This is a genomic window from Curtobacterium sp. 458, from assembly GCF_030406605.1.
Taxonomy (GTDB): Bacteria; Actinomycetota; Actinomycetes; order Actinomycetales; family Microbacteriaceae; genus Curtobacterium.
In genome coordinates this window covers 1,463,582-1,479,541 of sequence record NZ_CP129104.1, presented here as the reverse complement: position 1 = coordinate 1,479,541, position 15,960 = coordinate 1,463,582, and the positions used below count along the sequence as shown (strand labels likewise).

General features: G+C 72.1%; 14 protein-coding genes. 7 read left to right on the top strand and 7 right to left on the bottom strand.

Annotated elements, in window-relative coordinates; all coding sequences use genetic code 11:
* Positions 1-106: 106 nt before the first annotated feature.
* On the bottom strand, positions 107-766 hold the full coding sequence (locus QPJ90_RS07365; RefSeq protein WP_290133779.1) for a GNAT family protein: 660 nt from the start codon (positions 764-766) through the stop codon (positions 107-109).
* Between the two features lie 71 nt (positions 767-837).
* Positions 838-1,728: a UTP--glucose-1-phosphate uridylyltransferase GalU gene (galU, locus tag QPJ90_RS07360; RefSeq protein ID WP_290133778.1), complete on the bottom strand. Its 891-nt coding sequence runs from the start codon at positions 1,726-1,728 to the stop codon at positions 838-840.
* 114 nt (positions 1,729-1,842) lie between these two features.
* On the opposite strand from galU, the gene QPJ90_RS07355 reads away from it, so the two are divergent.
* From QPJ90_RS07355 to mscL, 3 genes are read left to right on the top strand one after another with little or no spacing between them, the layout of a single operon-like run.
* Entirely contained in the window at positions 1,843-2,427 is a 585-nt protein-coding gene (locus QPJ90_RS07355; RefSeq protein WP_290133777.1) for a 5-formyltetrahydrofolate cyclo-ligase, read from the top strand.
* Position 2,428: 1 nt separating this feature from the next.
* On the top strand, positions 2,429-2,734 hold the full coding sequence (locus QPJ90_RS07350; protein WP_290133776.1) for an FmdB family zinc ribbon protein: 306 nt from the start codon (positions 2,429-2,431) through the stop codon (positions 2,732-2,734).
* A 55-nt stretch (positions 2,735-2,789) separates the two neighbouring features.
* On the top strand, positions 2,790-3,290 hold the full coding sequence (gene mscL / locus QPJ90_RS07345; protein ID WP_290133775.1) for a large conductance mechanosensitive channel protein MscL: 501 nt from the start codon (positions 2,790-2,792) through the stop codon (positions 3,288-3,290).
* A 90-nt stretch (positions 3,291-3,380) separates the two neighbouring features.
* Here mscL and QPJ90_RS07340 read toward each other — a convergent pair whose 3' ends face one another.
* On the bottom strand, positions 3,381-3,968 hold the full coding sequence (locus QPJ90_RS07340; protein ID WP_290133774.1) for a CDP-alcohol phosphatidyltransferase family protein: 588 nt from the start codon (positions 3,966-3,968) through the stop codon (positions 3,381-3,383).
* 364 nt (positions 3,969-4,332) lie between these two features.
* The gene (locus QPJ90_RS07335; RefSeq protein WP_290133773.1) at positions 4,333-8,217 is read right to left on the bottom strand and encodes an AAA family ATPase; all 3,885 of its coding nucleotides are present in this window, start codon (positions 8,215-8,217) and stop codon (positions 4,333-4,335) included.
* A gap of 130 nt (positions 8,218-8,347) precedes the next feature.
* Here QPJ90_RS07335 and QPJ90_RS07330 point away from each other — a divergent pair, with 130 nt between their 5' ends.
* The 3 genes from QPJ90_RS07330 to QPJ90_RS07320 all read left to right on the top strand — a co-directional run bounded on the left by QPJ90_RS07330 (position 8,348) and on the right by QPJ90_RS07320 (position 11,016).
* Positions 8,348-9,220 carry a CoA ester lyase gene (locus QPJ90_RS07330; RefSeq protein WP_290133772.1) on the top strand — a complete coding sequence of 291 codons (873 nt, stop codon included), beginning with the start codon at positions 8,348-8,350 and terminating at the stop codon, positions 9,218-9,220.
* 10 nt (positions 9,221-9,230) lie between these two features.
* Entirely contained in the window at positions 9,231-9,692 is a 462-nt protein-coding gene (locus tag QPJ90_RS07325) for a DUF6264 family protein (RefSeq protein WP_354670494.1), read from the top strand.
* A 76-nt stretch (positions 9,693-9,768) separates the two neighbouring features.
* Positions 9,769-11,016 (top strand): FAD-dependent oxidoreductase, encoded by a 1,248-nt coding sequence (locus QPJ90_RS07320; protein ID WP_290133771.1) that lies wholly within the window; start codon positions 9,769-9,771, stop codon positions 11,014-11,016.
* A gap of 166 nt (positions 11,017-11,182) precedes the next feature.
* Here the strand turns inward: QPJ90_RS07320 and QPJ90_RS07315 are convergent, their stop codons facing one another.
* Entirely contained in the window at positions 11,183-13,321 is a 2,139-nt protein-coding gene (locus QPJ90_RS07315) for a glycosyltransferase family 39 protein (RefSeq protein ID WP_290133770.1), read from the bottom strand.
* 146 nt (positions 13,322-13,467) lie between these two features.
* On the opposite strand from QPJ90_RS07315, the gene QPJ90_RS07310 reads away from it, so the two are divergent.
* On the top strand, positions 13,468-14,343 hold the full coding sequence (locus QPJ90_RS07310; protein ID WP_290133769.1) for an aldo/keto reductase: 876 nt from the start codon (positions 13,468-13,470) through the stop codon (positions 14,341-14,343).
* Between the two features lie 69 nt (positions 14,344-14,412).
* Here the strand turns inward: QPJ90_RS07310 and QPJ90_RS07305 are convergent, their stop codons facing one another.
* Complete coding sequence (locus QPJ90_RS07305; protein ID WP_290133768.1) at positions 14,413-14,889, bottom strand: hypothetical protein; 477 nt, start codon at positions 14,887-14,889, stop codon at positions 14,413-14,415.
* 103 nt (positions 14,890-14,992) lie between these two features.
* Entirely contained in the window at positions 14,993-15,886 is an 894-nt protein-coding gene (locus QPJ90_RS07300) for a hypothetical protein (RefSeq protein WP_290133767.1), read from the bottom strand.
* Positions 15,887-15,960 lie beyond the last annotated feature (74 nt).

The window sequence follows — 15,960 nt, the reverse complement described above, 5'->3', positions numbered from 1 at the left end:
CCAACGGTAGGGGCGGGGTCGCACGCGGAGCGTGATTGCCGGACGCGTGTTGCGCGTGTCGCGACGGATTCCGTCGGGGCCGAGCCGTGCCTCCAGGCAGGCCGCGTCAGAGGCGGGGCGTCGTGTGGATCGGCAACGCCGCTTCGTCGCGGGCCGACAGGGGCACGCTGCCGGCACCCGGCGGTACCCGGCCCTGGACCCAGCGCTCGAGGACGCCCTCGCGGACCTCCTCGGCGACGAGGGCGAAGCAGAAGTGGTCGCGCCAGTCGCCGTTGATGTGGATGTAGCGGCGGCGGAGCCCCTCGTACCGGAAGCCGAGCTTCTCGACGACGCGGAGGCTCGGCGCGTTCTCCGGACGGATGCAGATCTCGATGCGGTGCACGCCGACCGACCGGAAGCAGTGGTCCACGGCGAGGGCGACCGAGATCGGGGTGACGTTGTGCCCGGCGGCGTCCTCGACGACCCAGTAGCCGATCGAGGCACTCGCGAGTGACCCGTAGGTGATGCCGGACACGTTGAGCTGGCCGACGAACCGGCCGTCGAGCTCCATCGCGAACGGCAGCCCGAGGCCCGCACGTGCATTGGCCTGCAGCGCGCGGATGCTGCCACGGACGTCGGTGGAGACGTGGCCGGAGGGGTTGGTGGCCTCCCACGTCCGCAGCCAACCGCGGTTCGAGGCGAGGGCGACGTCGAGGTCACGGCTGTCCCGGAGCCGGAGCGGCCGGATGGTGACCCGCCCGTGGGACAGGGTCGGGATCGTCGTCATCGCTGTGGTTCCTCCGGATGCGTCGAACGGGCCCGGGGGAACTCCCCCGGACCCGTTCGACGACGGGTCGGCTATTCGCCCGCGTTGAACTCCTTGAGCCAGGACTTGAGGTCCGGCCCGAGGTCTTCGCGGTCCGAGGCGAGCTGCACGATCGCCTTGATGTAGTCGAGTTTGTCACCGGTGTCGTACCGACGTCCACGGAACACGACGCCGTACACGCCACCCGTCCACTCCTCGGCGCCGGCCATCTTCATGAGGGCGTCGGTGAGCTGGATCTCGCCACCCTTGCCGGGCTCCTGCTTCTCGAGGACGTCGAAGACCTCGGGGCGGATGACGTAGCGGCCGATGATGGCGAGGTTCGACGGGGCTTCGCCCTGCGCGGGCTTCTCGACCAGGCCGGTGATCTTCACGACGTCGTCGACGTCGGTCTCCTCGACCGTCGCGATGCCGTACATGTGCGTCTGCGACTCGGGGACCTCGAGGAGGGCGACGATCGTGGCGTTCTTCTGGCCCTGGACCTCGATCATGCGCTTGAGCAGCGGGTCGCGGGCGTCGATGATGTCGTCGCCGAGCAGGACCGCGAAGGGCTCCCGGCCGACGTGCATCTTCGCGCGGAGCACCGCGTGACCGAGGCCGAGCGGGTCGCCCTGGCGGACGTAGTGCATGTCGGCGAGGTCCGTGGACTGGTTCACCTTCTGCAGCTTCTCGTGGTCGCCCTTCTTCTTCAGGGTCTCCTCGAGCTCGGCGACGTGGTCGAAGTGGTTCTCGAGCGCGTTCTTGTTGCGGCCCGTGATCATCAGGACGTCGGTGAGCCCGGCGTCGACGGCCTCCTCCACCACGTACTGGATGGCCGGCTTGTCGACGACCGGGAGCATCTCCTTCGGCATCGCCTTGGTGGCGGGGAGGAAGCGCGTGCCCAGGCCGGCGGCGGGGATCACGGCTTTCGAAATCTGGAAGCCCATGCCTGTGAACGTACCGGACCAGTCCTGGAGGGCACATGTCGTCGCTGTGGAGGACACGGCTTCGCGCGGGCCGCGGCGGGAAGCCGCAAGAGCGGCCTCGGTAGACTCCCGGGCATGATCCCCGACCGAGGTGTCGAGAAGCGTGCGTTGCGGGCGGAGCTCCGGCAGCGGCGACGCACCAGGACCACCACCGAACGCGACGCCGACGCGGCAGCCCTGACCGAGACCCTGCAGCGGTTCGTCGAGGAGCGCCAGGTCGAGTCGCTCGCGCTGTACCTCTCCGCGCCCGACGAGCCCGACGTCCGGCCGTTCCTCGACTGGGCGCACGCGCGGGGCATCCGCGTCCTGCTGCCGATCACCCGCGAGGACGGGCTCCTCGACTGGGCGGTCGGCGACGGCGAGTCGGAGCACGAGGGGCTGTTCGGGATGCCGGAGGTCGTCGGCGAGGTCCTCTCCCCGCTCGCGCTCGGCGACGTCGACGCGATCCTCACCCCGGCCGCCGCGGTCGGACACGACGGGATCCGGATGGGCTGGGGCCGCGGCTACTACGACAAGACCCTCGGGTCCATGGCGAACCGTCCGCCCGTCTATGCTGTGATCTTCGACGCGGAGTACCTCGACGAGGTCCCGCGCGAGGCCCACGACGAACCCGTCGACGGCATCATCACGCCGTCGCGCATCATCACCTTCCGGAGCTAGCGTGCCCACCTACTCGTACCGGTGCACCGAGTGCGACAACGCCTTCGACGTCAAGCAGTCCTTCACGGACGCCGCCCTGACCGAGTGCCCCGTCTGCGGTGGTGCACTCCGCAAGGTGTTCTCGCCGGTCGGTGTGACGTTCAACGGCGGCGGGTTCTACCGGACGGACTCGCGGGCGAAGCCGGCCGGCGGCGGCTCGTCGTCCGGCGCGTCGTCGACTGACAGCGGTTCGTCGTCGAGCGCTCCAGCGAAGTCGGAGCCGAAGAAGACCGAGTCGAAGAAGCCGGCCGCGCCCAGCGCCTCCTGACCTGCGGGCGGGCGCCTCGGTACGGTGGGGGCTCCTCGACCGGAAGGAGGCCCGCGTGAAGGGCTTCAAGGAGTTCCTGCTCCGCGGCAACGTCATCGACCTGGCCGTCGCAGTCGTCATCGGTGCGGCGTTCACCGCGATCGTCACCGTGATCGTGAGCGCGCTCATCAATCCGCTCATCGGTGCGGTCTTCAACGCGTCCTCGCTCGACAACGCGCTCGTCCTGCAGATCCCGACGACGGGGAAGGACCCCGCGGAGCTCAAGTTCGGTGCGGTCCTCGGGGCGATCATCAACTTCGTCATCGTCGCCGCGGTCGTGTACTTCGCGCTCGTGCTGCCGGTGAGCCACCTCAAGAAGGTCGCGTTCGAGCGCGTCAAGAAGAACGAGGAACAGACGCCGCAGGACGTCCCGCCGACGGACGTCGAGGTGCTGCTGGAGATCCGCGACCTGCTCCGTTCCCAGAACGGCGCCGCACTGCCGGCCGGAGGCGGAGCGCACGTGGCACCGTCGGACGCGCCCGAAGGCCCGGGCATCGGCGGATCGACGAAGCTCTAGTCGCGGCGAGGCTCCCACGGAACCTGGTTCCGGACACAGCACCACGCTTTTCCGCAGTGCTGTGTCCGGAACCAGGTTCCCCCGGGGCGCTCAGGCCGCGGCGGCCACCGCGCGGCGCTTGCGGACCATCGCCACGGCGTACTGCGCACCGGCGAGCACGTGCCCGGCGGTGCCGAGGTACACGAACACGAGGGCGACGATCCGGACCCACGGCGCGTTCTCGTCCACGGTGTGCACGGCGGAGAAGAGCAGCACCGGCAGGCCGACGAACAGCAGGGCCGAGCGGATCTTGCCCGTCCAGGTGACGTCGAGGTCCGGGTTGCCGTGGAACAGCACGCTCGAGAGCACGGCGAGCACCAGGTCGACCGCGACGACGACGATCACGACGAACAGGGGCAGCAGCCCGACCAGCACGAGCGAGAGCACGATGGCGATGATCGCGAGGCGGTCGGCGACGGGGTCGATGGCCTTGCCGAGCTTCGAGCCCTGGTCGAAGCGGCGCGCGATGAAGCCGTCGGCCCAGTCGCTGACGCCGATCACGACGAGTGACACGAGCGCCCACCCCGGGTGCCGGGCGACGACGAGCCCCACGAACACCGGGATCAGCAGGAGCCGGAACAGCGTGATGAGGTTCGGCCACGTCTGCCAGTCGGGGCGCTGTCGCGCGGTCTCAGTCATCGCCTCCAAGGCTACCCGGCCTCACCAGTGCGGCGGGACGTCGCGTCGGAGCTGGTCGTCGTTCTCACCGTCGCGGTGCCGCGCCGGCTCCGGCGGGGCGGCCGGCTCGTAGCCCGGCACCGGCTGGGTGGTGACGCGCCTGCGGCGGCGGGTCGCGCCTCCCGGCCGGTCCTCCGTGTCGCGTTCCGGGGACGCTGACCGGTCGGGAGGCACAGCCGTCGACGCGTCGTCGGCTCGCGCCCACGTGCCCACCAGCTGGTCCGTCTCCGGCGTGACCGGACCGGCGGGGCGGGAGGCCCGCCGGGACGGGCTCACCGGCGGGCGGGGCCCGCCGTGAGCACGCCGGGATCGAGATCCGACGTGTTCACCGGCGGGCGGGGATCGGCGGGATGGAGATCTCCTGGGTCGCGCCGCGGTCGACGCCGAGCACCGAGGCCACCGTGTTCGCGACGCGGTCCGGGTCGGAGAACAGCTGGAACGCGTGCACGCGCACGTAGTGCCACCCGAGCCGACGGAGCACCTCGGGCCGGAGCCGCAGCGACTCGCGCAGGGACCCCTTCACGAGCGACGCGTCGGTCTCGATCGTGACGCACACCCCGCCGTGCGCCGCGACGAGCCCGAGCTTGCCGCGGTGTCCGAGCGCGACCGGGATGCCGCGCATCTCGAGTCGGCGGGCGAGGTCGACGAGCAGCGGGTCGGAGTCGTCCGGCACGTACTCGGCGCTCGTGCGGGCGCGGACCTCGGCGAGGATCTCCGCGAGCGCGACGGTGCCGTGACCCATCCGCTCGGCCTCGATGTCGGACGGCTGGAAGCACGTGACGATGACCATCGAGCGGCGGGCACGGGTCATCGCGACCGCGAGCAGGCGCTCCCCGCCCGGCTTGCCGAGCGGACCGAAGTCGCGGAGGACCCGGCCGTGCGGCGTCCGGCCGTAGCCGATCGAGAAGATGACGCGGTCGCGGCTCTGGGCCACCGACTGCTCGAGCGTGGCGACGATGAACGGCTCGGCACGGTCGCCGATGACGAACTCGGTGAGGTCCTTGTGCCCCTGCGCCGCGGTGAGCACGGCCTGCTCGACGCGGACCGCGTGCTTGGCGGAGGCCGTGATGACCATGAGCGACTCGGTCGGACGGGTGCGGGCGTGCTCCATGACGAGCCGCACGACACGGTCCACCTCGGCGTCGACGCTCTCGACCGCTCCGGAGTCGGGGTCCGGCACGGCCTTGCCGTCACTGACGTAGTCGAGTGCGATCGACCCGTGGCCGAGGAACGATCCGGCCCACGGCAGCGACTCGATCCGGCCGCCGTAGAAGCGTCGGTTGACCAGTTCCGCGAGGTCCTCGCCGCCGGCCCGGTACGAGCGGGTGAGCGAGAGCGTCGGGAGGAGCGTCGAGAGCTTCGCGAGCGCGGAGTCGGCGTGGAAGGCGTCGAGCGTCTGCTCGTCGACCTGCAGTGCCCGGTGGTCGGGGTCGACGGCGATGCGGTACGGCGACGGCGTCTGCGTCACCGGGTCGCCGAACACGACGGTCTGGCGGGCACGGCGGACGGCACCGACGGTCTCCGCGATCGTGACGGCACCGGCGTCGACGAGGATCACCGTGTCGAACGGCATCGTGTCCGCGATCTCGGACACCTCGTACGGGCTCGCGAGCCACACGGGCGCGATCGACCGGGACAGGTGCGGTGCGGAGTCCTGCAGCAGACGCGAGGTGATCGCGCCCTCCTTGAGCTGCGTCTTCAGCGCCGTGGCCTCGTCCGGCCAGTCGACGAGCCCGACCTTCCAGTTCTCGGCGAGCTGCCACGCGAGGCCCTGGGACACCCCGGCCGCGTGCGCGTCGTCGACGAGCCGGAAGTCGGCCTCGACCCGGTCGAGCATGTCGGTGTTCGCCCCGAGGAGCGCCCGGTCGGACTCGAGCATCGACTCGAGGGCGGACTGCCACCACGCGAGTTCGAGCTCCGCGGGGACCTGCGTGTCCGGGACGTGCCGGTTCGCGAGGTCGGTGATGAGCGGCTCGAGCTGCAGGTCGCGCAGGGTCTGCATGAGCTCCGTGCGCTCCTGCAGATTGTGCAGGACGTCGGAGTCCTCGGCGAGCCGGGCGATCGTCGGGACGAGCTGGTCGACGGGAAGGTTCGCGAGCTGGTCCTCGCGTGCGGCGCGACCGAGCGGCTCGTCGAGGCGCGCGAGGTCCTCGACGACGTTCGAGAACAGCACCTGGACGTCCGCGATGCCCGTGGGCACCTCGGGGTTCACGCCGGCGGCGACGTACCGCTGCCAGAGCACACGCTGCTGCTGCACGCGGGTCAGTGCCTCGTGCAGGTCGGACACGTGCACGCCGGGGCGGACGTACTCGCGGGCGAGCTTCTTCAGTCGGCGACGGTTGGTCGACGACATCGGTGCGCCCTCGCCCCGGGGAGCGGTCGCGGCGACGAGCTCGGACACCGAACGGTCGAAGACCACGGGCAGGAAGCGGTCGAGCGTGTCCCGGATCTCGGTGAGCAGGCGGAGGTAGATCCCGAGCTCGTTGATCGTCGTGAACTGCCGCATGTGCGTGGTCGCGACGAGGTCGTGCGCGCGGCGGAGCAGCGCGGGCAGCCCGTCGGCGTCGAGGTCCTTCGCGGTCTTGTGCGCCCGCTGCGCGCCGTCGCTGGTGGAGAACTTCGCGCCGTACCAGGGCGAGTCGTCGGGGCCGTAGCGGAACTCGCCGAGGTTGGCCGCGCTGACCATCGTCTCGGCGACCCGGGAGCGCCCCTCGACCATCGACGCGACCGACGACTGCGAGAGCCGTGCGGTCGTCGACGGCGGGACGGGCAGCAGCGAGAGCCGGGAGAGCTCGACGAGGCAGTCGAGCACGGAGACGCCGAACGACGGGTCCACGCGCGTCAGTGCACCGCGGTAGTCGATGAGCACCTTCCGGAGCCGGACGAGCGCGTCGTCGACCTCGCGGAGGTTCGGACGCTTCGCCTTCTCGTTGCGGGCGATCGCGCGGACGACGTCGCGGCGGAGCGTCGACGGCGTGACCGCGACCCCGGGCAGGTGCACCTCGCCGAAGCGGGCGGCGATGCCACGGAGGGTCGCACGCCGGGGGCTCACCACGAGGACGCGCTTGTTCGCCGCGACGAGACCGCCGAGGGCGTTGACGATCGTCTGCGTGCCGCCGGTGCCCGGGAGGGTCTTCACCACGATCGAGTTGCCGGCCGTGATCTGCGCGATCACGTTCTCCTGCTCGTCGTCCGCGTCGAGGAGCAGCGTGTCGGTCTCCGGGCTGCGCTCGTCGGACGGCGTCTGCTCGACGGGCCGGTAGGACTGCTCGACCTGCCACTTCGCGCTCGGGTTGCCGGCGAGGGCGTCGAGCACGGGGTGCGAGAGGTCGCCGGTGTCCTCGACCATGCCGGTCGCGACCTCGGCGAACGTCGAGACGACGAGGCGCGCGTGCACCGAGAAGCCGGGGATGTGCGCGGTGAGCCCGCGGAGCCGGTCGATCACGGGGTTCGGTGTGAAGGAGCCGTCCTGCTGCGCGAGCGCGACGAACGACTGCGCGTCGAGGATGACGCCGTACTGCTCGTGCAGGGCGTCGGCGAGGCCGGGATTGAGCACGGGCTCGCCGAGCAGGCGCACCTCGAAGTCGCGGCCGTGGCGTCGGATCGCGAGCGGACGCAGCAGCACCGGCCCGCGGAAGTGGTCGTCGCCGTGCTTCCAGTCCGCCATCCCGATGCCGAGCTTGACCGCGTCGATGCCGCGCACCGTCGCGAGTTCGGTGCCCTTCGCCTCGACGTGCGCCGCGGCGATGCGGGCCGCACGGAGCGCGACCTCGTCGCGGATGAGGCTCGACAGCAGCGTCGTCTTGCCGGTGATGAACTGTGCGAGGCCGCCGGGGTGCGTCGTCGAGAGCTCGATGCGGGCACGCGGGTGGTCGGAGAAGCGGGTCAGCGGGCTCGTGCCGCCGACACCGGTGAGCTGCTTCCGCCACGCGTCCCACGCGGGCTCCGCCGCGTTGCCGGCCTGGAGGCGCGGGTCACCCAGGCTGATCGCCTGCGGACTCGTCAGCTGCAGCTCCGGCCGCAGGGTGCGGTCCGTCTCGTCGGTCGCGTCCGCACCACGGTCGGGCGCGCTCGACGGTCGCTGTCCGACCGGGGCATGCGACCCGGTCGGACCCGTCGTCTCGTCCTGCTCCTGCTGTCCGTTCCGGGGGCGCGCGTCGGCACCCTCGACGGGGACGTCGTCGTTCACGTCGTCCTCACCGTCGGTCACCCTGTCCGCTCGCCACACATCGGACACTGTAGGCGGAACCGGACCCGTGCTCCTGCAATGAACCGGAGGTTTCCGGATTCGTCGCCCGTGACACGCGGGCTGGAGGTCACGGTGTGGTACCAACGTGGACATGGCCATCGACGACCGAACCGCTCCGCCCGCCCCGACCCCGTCCCGTCGACGGGCGGTGGCGCCGGACATCTCGCGGTCGTGGCTCCTCGTCTCCGGCAACCACGCCGACCGCTTCGACCGGGCGCAGCGATCCCGCGCCGACCAGATCATCCTCGACATCGAGGACGCCGTCGACCCCGCCGCCAAGCCCGCCGCCCGCTCGACCGTGGCCGCCTGGCTGGCCGGGGGCGGCGAGGCCTGGGTCCGGATCAACGACGTCACCACGGACTTCTGGGCCGACGACGTCGAGGAGCTCCGCGGCCTGCCCGGGCTGCAGGGCGTCATGCTCGCGAAGACGGAGTCACCGGCGCAGGTCACCGACACCTGGCACCGGCTCGGCGGACAGATCCCGGTGGTCGCGCTCGTCGAGTCGGCGCTCGGCATCGAGGAGGCGACGTCGATCGCCCGAGCGCAGGGCGCGTTCCGCCTGGCGTTCGGGTCCGGCGACTACCGACGGGACACCGGGACGAGCGCCGACACGCTCGCGATGGCGTACCCGCGGTCGCGACTCGTCGTGGCGTCACGCGTCGGCGGCCTCCCGGGTCCGATCGACGGCCCCACGGTGGGGTCGGCGCACGCCATCCTCCGCGAACAGTCGCAGATCGCGGTGTCGCTCGGGCTCACCGGCAAGCTCTGCCTCGACACCGAGCAGCTGCCCGTCATCAACGAGGTGATCTCGCCGACGCCGACCGACGTCGCGTGGGCGCAGGACTTCCTCGACGACTTCGAGGCCCGCGGCCGCGTCATCCGCGACGGCTCGGACCTGCCGCGCCTCGGCCGGGCGCAGAAGATCCAGAAGCTCGCCCAGGCGTTCGGCGTGGAGGCACGGTAGGACTGGTGCCATGACCTGGTCGAACGTCCCCGGCGGGCAGCCCACCTCCTCCTCCGGCGACGAGCAGCGTGCCGCGGCGTGGGAGCGCGGCGGCACGACGCTGTTCCCGGCCGGACGGGTCGCGGACCGGGTGACGACGATCCTGCTCCTCGCGTTCGGCGCGGTGATGACCGTCGTCACGGCGGTCGTCGGCGTCGTCGCGGTGATCTCGGCGACCGCGACCTGCGACGCCGCCACGGGCTGCTCCCCCGGCGGGTACCTCGGCGGCACCGCGATCGCGGTCGGTGGGGCGTTCGTCGTCGGCGTCGTGACCGTCGTCCTGGCGATCGGGGCGTGGCTGCGCCGCCGGACCTCCTGGTGGATCGCGGCCGTGGGCTTCGTCCTCGCGGTGGCGTGCATCACGTGGGGCGGCGTCGTGTTCGCGCAGGCCGCCGACCACGGCACGGCGTCGTCGTCGGTCGGGACCGCCTGACGGACCGGACCCGGCACGCCGGAGCCGCACCGGGCCTCCCGGCGGTCGTCCGCGGGACGGGCGTAGCGTCCGCGGCATGGTGACCACACGGCGGACCACGGTGGCGGTGGTGGGAGGCGGCCCGGCCGGCGTCGTCCTCGGGTTGCTGCTGGCGCGAGCGGGCATCGCCGTCGAGGTCGTCGAGCGGCACGACGACTTCAACCGCGACTTCCGCGGCGACACCGTGCACGCCTCGACGGTCCGGCTCCTCGACGAGCTGGGTCTCGGCGAGGCGTTCCGGTCCCTGCCGCAGTCGCGTCTCGACGACTTCTCGCTGCCGATGCCCGACGGCTCCCGGCTGCTGCTCGGCGACTTCTCGCGGCTCGCGCCGCCGTACGACCACGTCGCGATGGTGCCGCAGTGGGACCTCCTCGACATGCTCGTCACCGCTGCCCGCGCAGAGCCGTCCTCCACCATCACGATGGGGACGGCCGCGACCGGGGTGATCGTGGAGAACGGGGTCGTCACGGGCGTGCACCTCACTCCCCGCAGCGGCCCCGGCGAGCGCACCGAGCTGCGGGCGGACGTGGTGGTGGCGTGCGACGGCCGTGGCTCGACGGTCCGGGACGCCGCCGGGTTCCGACCGGTGTCGTCGTCCGTGCCGTTCGACACGTGGTGGTTCCGGCTCCCGCGGCGCGACGGCGACACGGCGAGCGCCCTCGTGCCGGCGTTCTCCGAGGCGGACGTCCTGCTCTCGTTCCCCCGCCCGGACTACCACCAGGTCGCGTACTTCGCGCCGAAGGGGTCGGACGCGCGGCTCCGCGCCGAGGGCGTCGAGGCGTTCCGTGCCCGGGTCGCGCGTCTGCGGCCGGACTTCGCGGAGCGGGTCGGGGCGATCGGCTCGATGGACGAGGTGCACGTGCTCGACGTCCGGATGGACCGGCTGCGGCGGTGGTGGCGGTCGGGGCTGCTCTGCATCGGCGACGCCGCGCACGCGATGTCCCCGGCGGGCGGGGTCGGCATCAACCTCGCCGTGCAGGACGCCGTGGCCACGGCGACCGTGCTCGCTCCGGCGCTCCGGGCGGGCCGTTCCGGGGCGGGACTGGACCGGGACCTCGCACGGGTGCAGCGTCGTCGGACGCCGCCCGCGGTGGTCGTGCAGGCGGCGCAGTCGGTGCTGCACCGGGTCGTGTTCGAGCGGGCGTTCGCGGGACGGCTCGGGGACGGGCCGCCGCTGCTGCCCGTGCTCCTCGCCCGGTACGTGCCGCCGGTGCGTGGACTCTACGCACGCGGAGTCGCCTTCGGGCCGCTGCCGGAGCACGCGCCGGCGTGGGCGCGGCGGTAGCCGAGGCGCGGCGGTGCCGGACGGGCGCTCGTGAGGCTGCGGAACGACGTCGGCGCCGTCGCACGACAACGACGGTGTCGTTCCGCCGCGCATGTCGGACGGGAGGCGCGTGGCGGCGCCGCACCGCGCCTCCCGTCCGGAGGTGGGGCGGACCGCACCCGTCGGCTCACGAGCCGCTCGAGAGGTCGTAGAGGGTGACCCCGTCGACGGTCGTCGACGCGAAGTGCGAGGTCACCCACGAGGTGATCTGCTCGGCCGCGTCGCTACCGGAGCTGCTGCTCCCACCGGTCCCGGACCCGGCGATGAACCAGTGCACCTCGCCAGCCGCGACGAGCGCCTCGAACCGCGCAAGGGTCGGTGCAGGATCCGTCCCGTTGTACCCGCCGATCGCCATCACCGGGTCGCCGGTCGCGAGCTGGTACGTCGCGGCGCTGTTCGAGCCCACGGTCGCTGCTGCCCAGGTGAAGTCGTCGGCGTCCTCGGACAGGGCCGACACGACGTCGCCGGACACGTCGGTCGACCCGCCGTTGAGCGACGATCCGCCTCCGCCACCGGCGCCACCGGTCGGACCGTCGGTCCCGGTCGGCGCCTGGCCGCCCTGCGCCGTCGTCCCGCCGTCCGCCGAGCCGTTCTGACCGCTCTGGCCGCTCTGGCTGCTCTGGCCGCTCTGGCTGCTCTGGCTGCTCTGGCCGGCGGGATTCCCCGGGCCACCGGGTCCGGTCTGCCCGCCGCCGTTCACCTGGCCGCCGGTGCCGCCCCGGCCCCCTGCACCACCGGGTCCTCCGGGTCCGCCCTGACCCGACCCGCTGACCTGCGGACCTGCTGACGGCAGCGCGCCGGTGTGACCGACCGTGGTCGTCTGCACCGAGAAGGCCGTCGGCCCGAGCAGGGCCGCGACGAGCACGGCGGCGATGGTCGTGCCCGTGAGGAGCCGGCCACGCGGCGGCAGGAGCGCGAGGACCGTGCCGGCGATCGTGGCGGCGAGCACGACCCATCGGATCCAGGGTTGCCACGACGACACCTCGGAGAGGAGGACGAACCCCCAGACGCCGGAGAGCACCACGACCGAGGCGCTGACGACCCGCCAGGCAACGGCTCGTCGGCGCTGCCACAGGAGTCCGGCTCCGATGCCGACCAGACCCGCGATGTACGGAGCGAGGGCGACCGTGTAGTACGGGTGGAAGATCCCGCCCATGAAGCTGAACACCAGGCCGGTGACCAGCAGCGAGCCACCGAGCACGAGGACCGTCGCGAGCCGCGGGTCACTTCGACGGCGCAGCCCCACGGCCACGAGGGCGACGACGAGGAGGGCGAGTGCCGTGGGCAGGAGCCAGGCGACCTGGGTGGCGAACTCCGAGCCGAACAGGCGGGTGAGGCCGGTCGAGCCCCAGGACCCGGCACCCGTCGTCCCACCCGGCACGACACTGCCGGTCTCGTCGCCGGTGACCCGCCCGAGACCGTTGTAGCCGAAGGTGAGCTCCAGGAAGCTGTTCGTCTGGGACCCGCCGATGTACGGCCGTGACGAGGCCGGGACGAGCTCCACGATCGCGACCCACCACCCCGCCGACACGACGACCGCGGCGGCCGCGGCGAGCAGGTGCCCGATGCGCCGCAGCAGTGGACGCTGCGACGCGACGAGGTAGACCCCGACCAGCGGGGGCAGGACGAGGAACGCCTGCAGCTGCTTCGTCAGGAACGCCAGCCCGATCAGCACCCCGGCCCACACCACCCACCGCATCCGACCGGACTCGACACCGCGCAGCGTCAGCGCGATCGAGCCCACCGTGAGGAGCACGAGCAGGGCGTCCGGGTTGTCGTAGCGGAACATCAGGGTCGCGACGGGAGTCGTCGCGAGGACCGCGCCGGCCACGAGCGCCGCGCCGCCCGAGAAGCGGCGGCGGACGATCCCGTGCAGGATCGCCACCGAGGCGACACCCATCAGCGCCTGCGGCACGAGGATCGCCCACGAGTTCAGACCGAAGAGCCGCACCGAGGTACCGATCACCCACAGGAACGCCGGGGGTTTGTCCACCGTGATGGCGTTCGCCGCGTCCGAGGAACCGTAGAAGAAGGCCTCCCAGCTCTGGCTCCCTGCCTGCACTGCCGCCGAGTAGAACGCGTTCGCCCACCCGTTGACGCCGAGGTTCGTGATGTAGAGGACGCCGGTCACGAGGAGGAGCCCGAGGAACGCCGGACGTTCCCACGCTGCGGTGCCCGCTCGACCGCGGACGAGGCGGTGCAGCCCGGCCCGGATCGCCGAGGCGGGAAGCGCGGACGCAGGGGCGTGTGGTGATCGAGTGGTCATGGATCCAGCGTGCGAGCGGAGCATGCACGGACTCGATGTCCCGGCTGTGGCGGCCCTAAGCGAGGTGCGGCGTGGAAGTCGCGGCCGCGCCGCTCCACCGTTGCACTGCTGGGCGCGACGCGGGCCTCGCGGAGCATGCTGGGGCGATGAAGCAACGAGTCATCGGAGACGTGTCCGTCAGCGCGATCGGTCTCGGCGGCATGCCGATGTCCATCGAGGGCCGACCGGACGAACGGCGCTCGGTCGCCACCATCCACGCCGCACTCGAGGCGGGCGTCACGCTCATCGACACCGCCGATGCGTACCACCTCGCCGCCCACGACGAGGTCGGGCACAACGAATCACTCATCGCCAAGGCCGTCCGGGAGTTCTCCGGCGCCACCGACGACGTCCTCATCGCGACGAAGGGCGGCCACCTCCGTCCGGAGCCCGGCCCGTGGGCGCAGAACGGGCACCCGGAGTACCTCAAGGAGGCGGCGAAGGCGTCCGCGAAGCGGCTCGGTGTCGAGGCGATCGGGCTCTACCAGTTCCACCGGCCGGACCCCGCGGTGCCCTACGCCGAGTCGATCGGGGCCCTCGCGGAACTGCTCGACGAGGGTGTCATCCGGATGGCGGGCATCTCGAACGCCGACCCGGAGCAGATCCGCACGGCGAACGAGGTCCTCGACGGGCGACTGGCCTCGGTGCAGAACCAGTACTCGCCGCGGTTCCGGTCGAGCGAGCCGGAACTCGAGCTCTGCGACGAGCTCGGCATCGCGTTCCTGCCGTGGAGCCCGCTCGGCGGCATCACGAACGCGGCCGACCTCGGGACCGCGTACGAGGACTTCGCGTACGTCGCCCGTGACCGCGGGGTCAGCCCGCAGGTCGTGGCGCTGGCGTGGGAGCTGGCGAAGAGCGACGTCGTCGTCCCGATCCCTGGAGCCTCACGGCCGCAGTCGATCCTCGACTCGGTCACGGCCGTGTCGGTGAAGCTGCGCCCGGAGGAAGTGGCGCGACTCGACGCGTCGCAGGCCGCCGCCTGACACCCTCCGACGCGATGCGCCCGCGCTCCTCACCGGGAGCGCGGGCGCATCGCGTGTGCGGTCGTCCGGTCAGGACGGGCAGTCCGCCGACAGGTCCTTCAGCGTGGCCTGCACCTTCTCCTGCGCGGCGACGGCCTCGGACGAGGTCTGCGACCCCGAGTCCTGGACCGTCTTCACGTAGTCCTTCGCGGCCGAGCTGAACGCCTCGAAGTCCTGCTTGACCTCGTCGTTGGTGACCTTCGGCACGACGGCGTCGAGGCGCGAGGTGAGCCCCTCCACGACCTTCGCGCGGTCCTCGGCGCTGGTCGCGCCGGCCGCGGCCGACGACTGGGACGCGATGTACGACTGCAGCTCGTTCTCGACGAGGGTGCAGGCCTCCTGCTTCGACTGCGCGGGCGCCGCCTGGGTCGGCTTCGTGCTCGCCGCGCTGGACGACTCCGCACCCGAGCCGGCGTCGCCGCCGCCCGAGTCGCCGCCGCCCGAGCAGCCGGCGAGGAGCGTGACGGCGAGGACCGCCGTGGTGATGGTCAGGTACTGCTTGCGCATGGTGGTTCGTCCCCCTTCGATCGCCGCACGCCCCCGTGGGTGCGGGCGAGTCCGAGCGTACCGATCCCACGATGTGCGGTGCCGCGCCGCGAGCCGCGCCGGCTCAGACGGACCGCAGCGGTGCAGCAGCGGCGAGCAGTCCACTGACGAGCGCGTCGATCGCGCCGTCGGCACGGTGGACGTCCTCGTTCCCGACTTCGCGCGCCGCACGGAGCCCGGCGGGCGTCATCAACGACGACCATCGGGTCGTCCGAGCCTCGAGCCCGACCGATCGGTGGTAGTCGTGGTACTTGAACGACGGGGAGCCCGTGCCCGCGGCGCCGAGCGACACGAGTGTCGCCGGTGTCCGCAGCGCGTGCGAGAGGATCACGCCGTGCATCCCCGCGCTCAGGACGTGTTCGGCGGCGCCGATCTCGCGGAGCATCTCGTCGGGAGTCAGGGTCGGGGGGAGGACCCGCACCCCTGTCGACCGGAGCGCACCGATCGCCGACCGGTCCGTGCGGCGAGCGTGCGAGGTGAAGTGCGTGATCAGGACCGTTCCGGAGCGTCGGTCCTGCGGTCGTCCCGGCCGCAGGATCCGCGCGATGAGACCGGGGTCCCCCATCGGCGTCGATGCGTCCAGCCCGAGCGCGCTCCGGGCGAGCGGACCGCGGATCGCGAGGACGCGGTCCCGGAACGTGCTGGCTTCGTCGATGTCGACGTCGGGCGTGTGCAGGCCTGTGCCCCAGATCAGCCCTCGTCCGTTCCTGCTGAGGTAGGGCACCATCGCGCTGCCGATGGCGACGACGTCCTCGCGACCGAGGGGCGCCCACCGCACAGGTCGGCCGAGGACCTCGCGGAGGACCAGGGCGGAGAGCTCGTCGCCGTGGTTCGTGAGCGCCCGCCCTCCCGCGAGACCGAGACGGACCCACGCACCGCCGTGGTCACGCACCTCGTGCGCGAAGACTCGAGGATCGCGGCGGGGTGACCACCAGAACGCGTGGACGGGTCGGGGCACGGTGCCCTCCTCTCGGTCTGTGAAATAAACATATCACGTGCCACGCAACCAGCGCAGCTGCGTCGGTCCGCGTA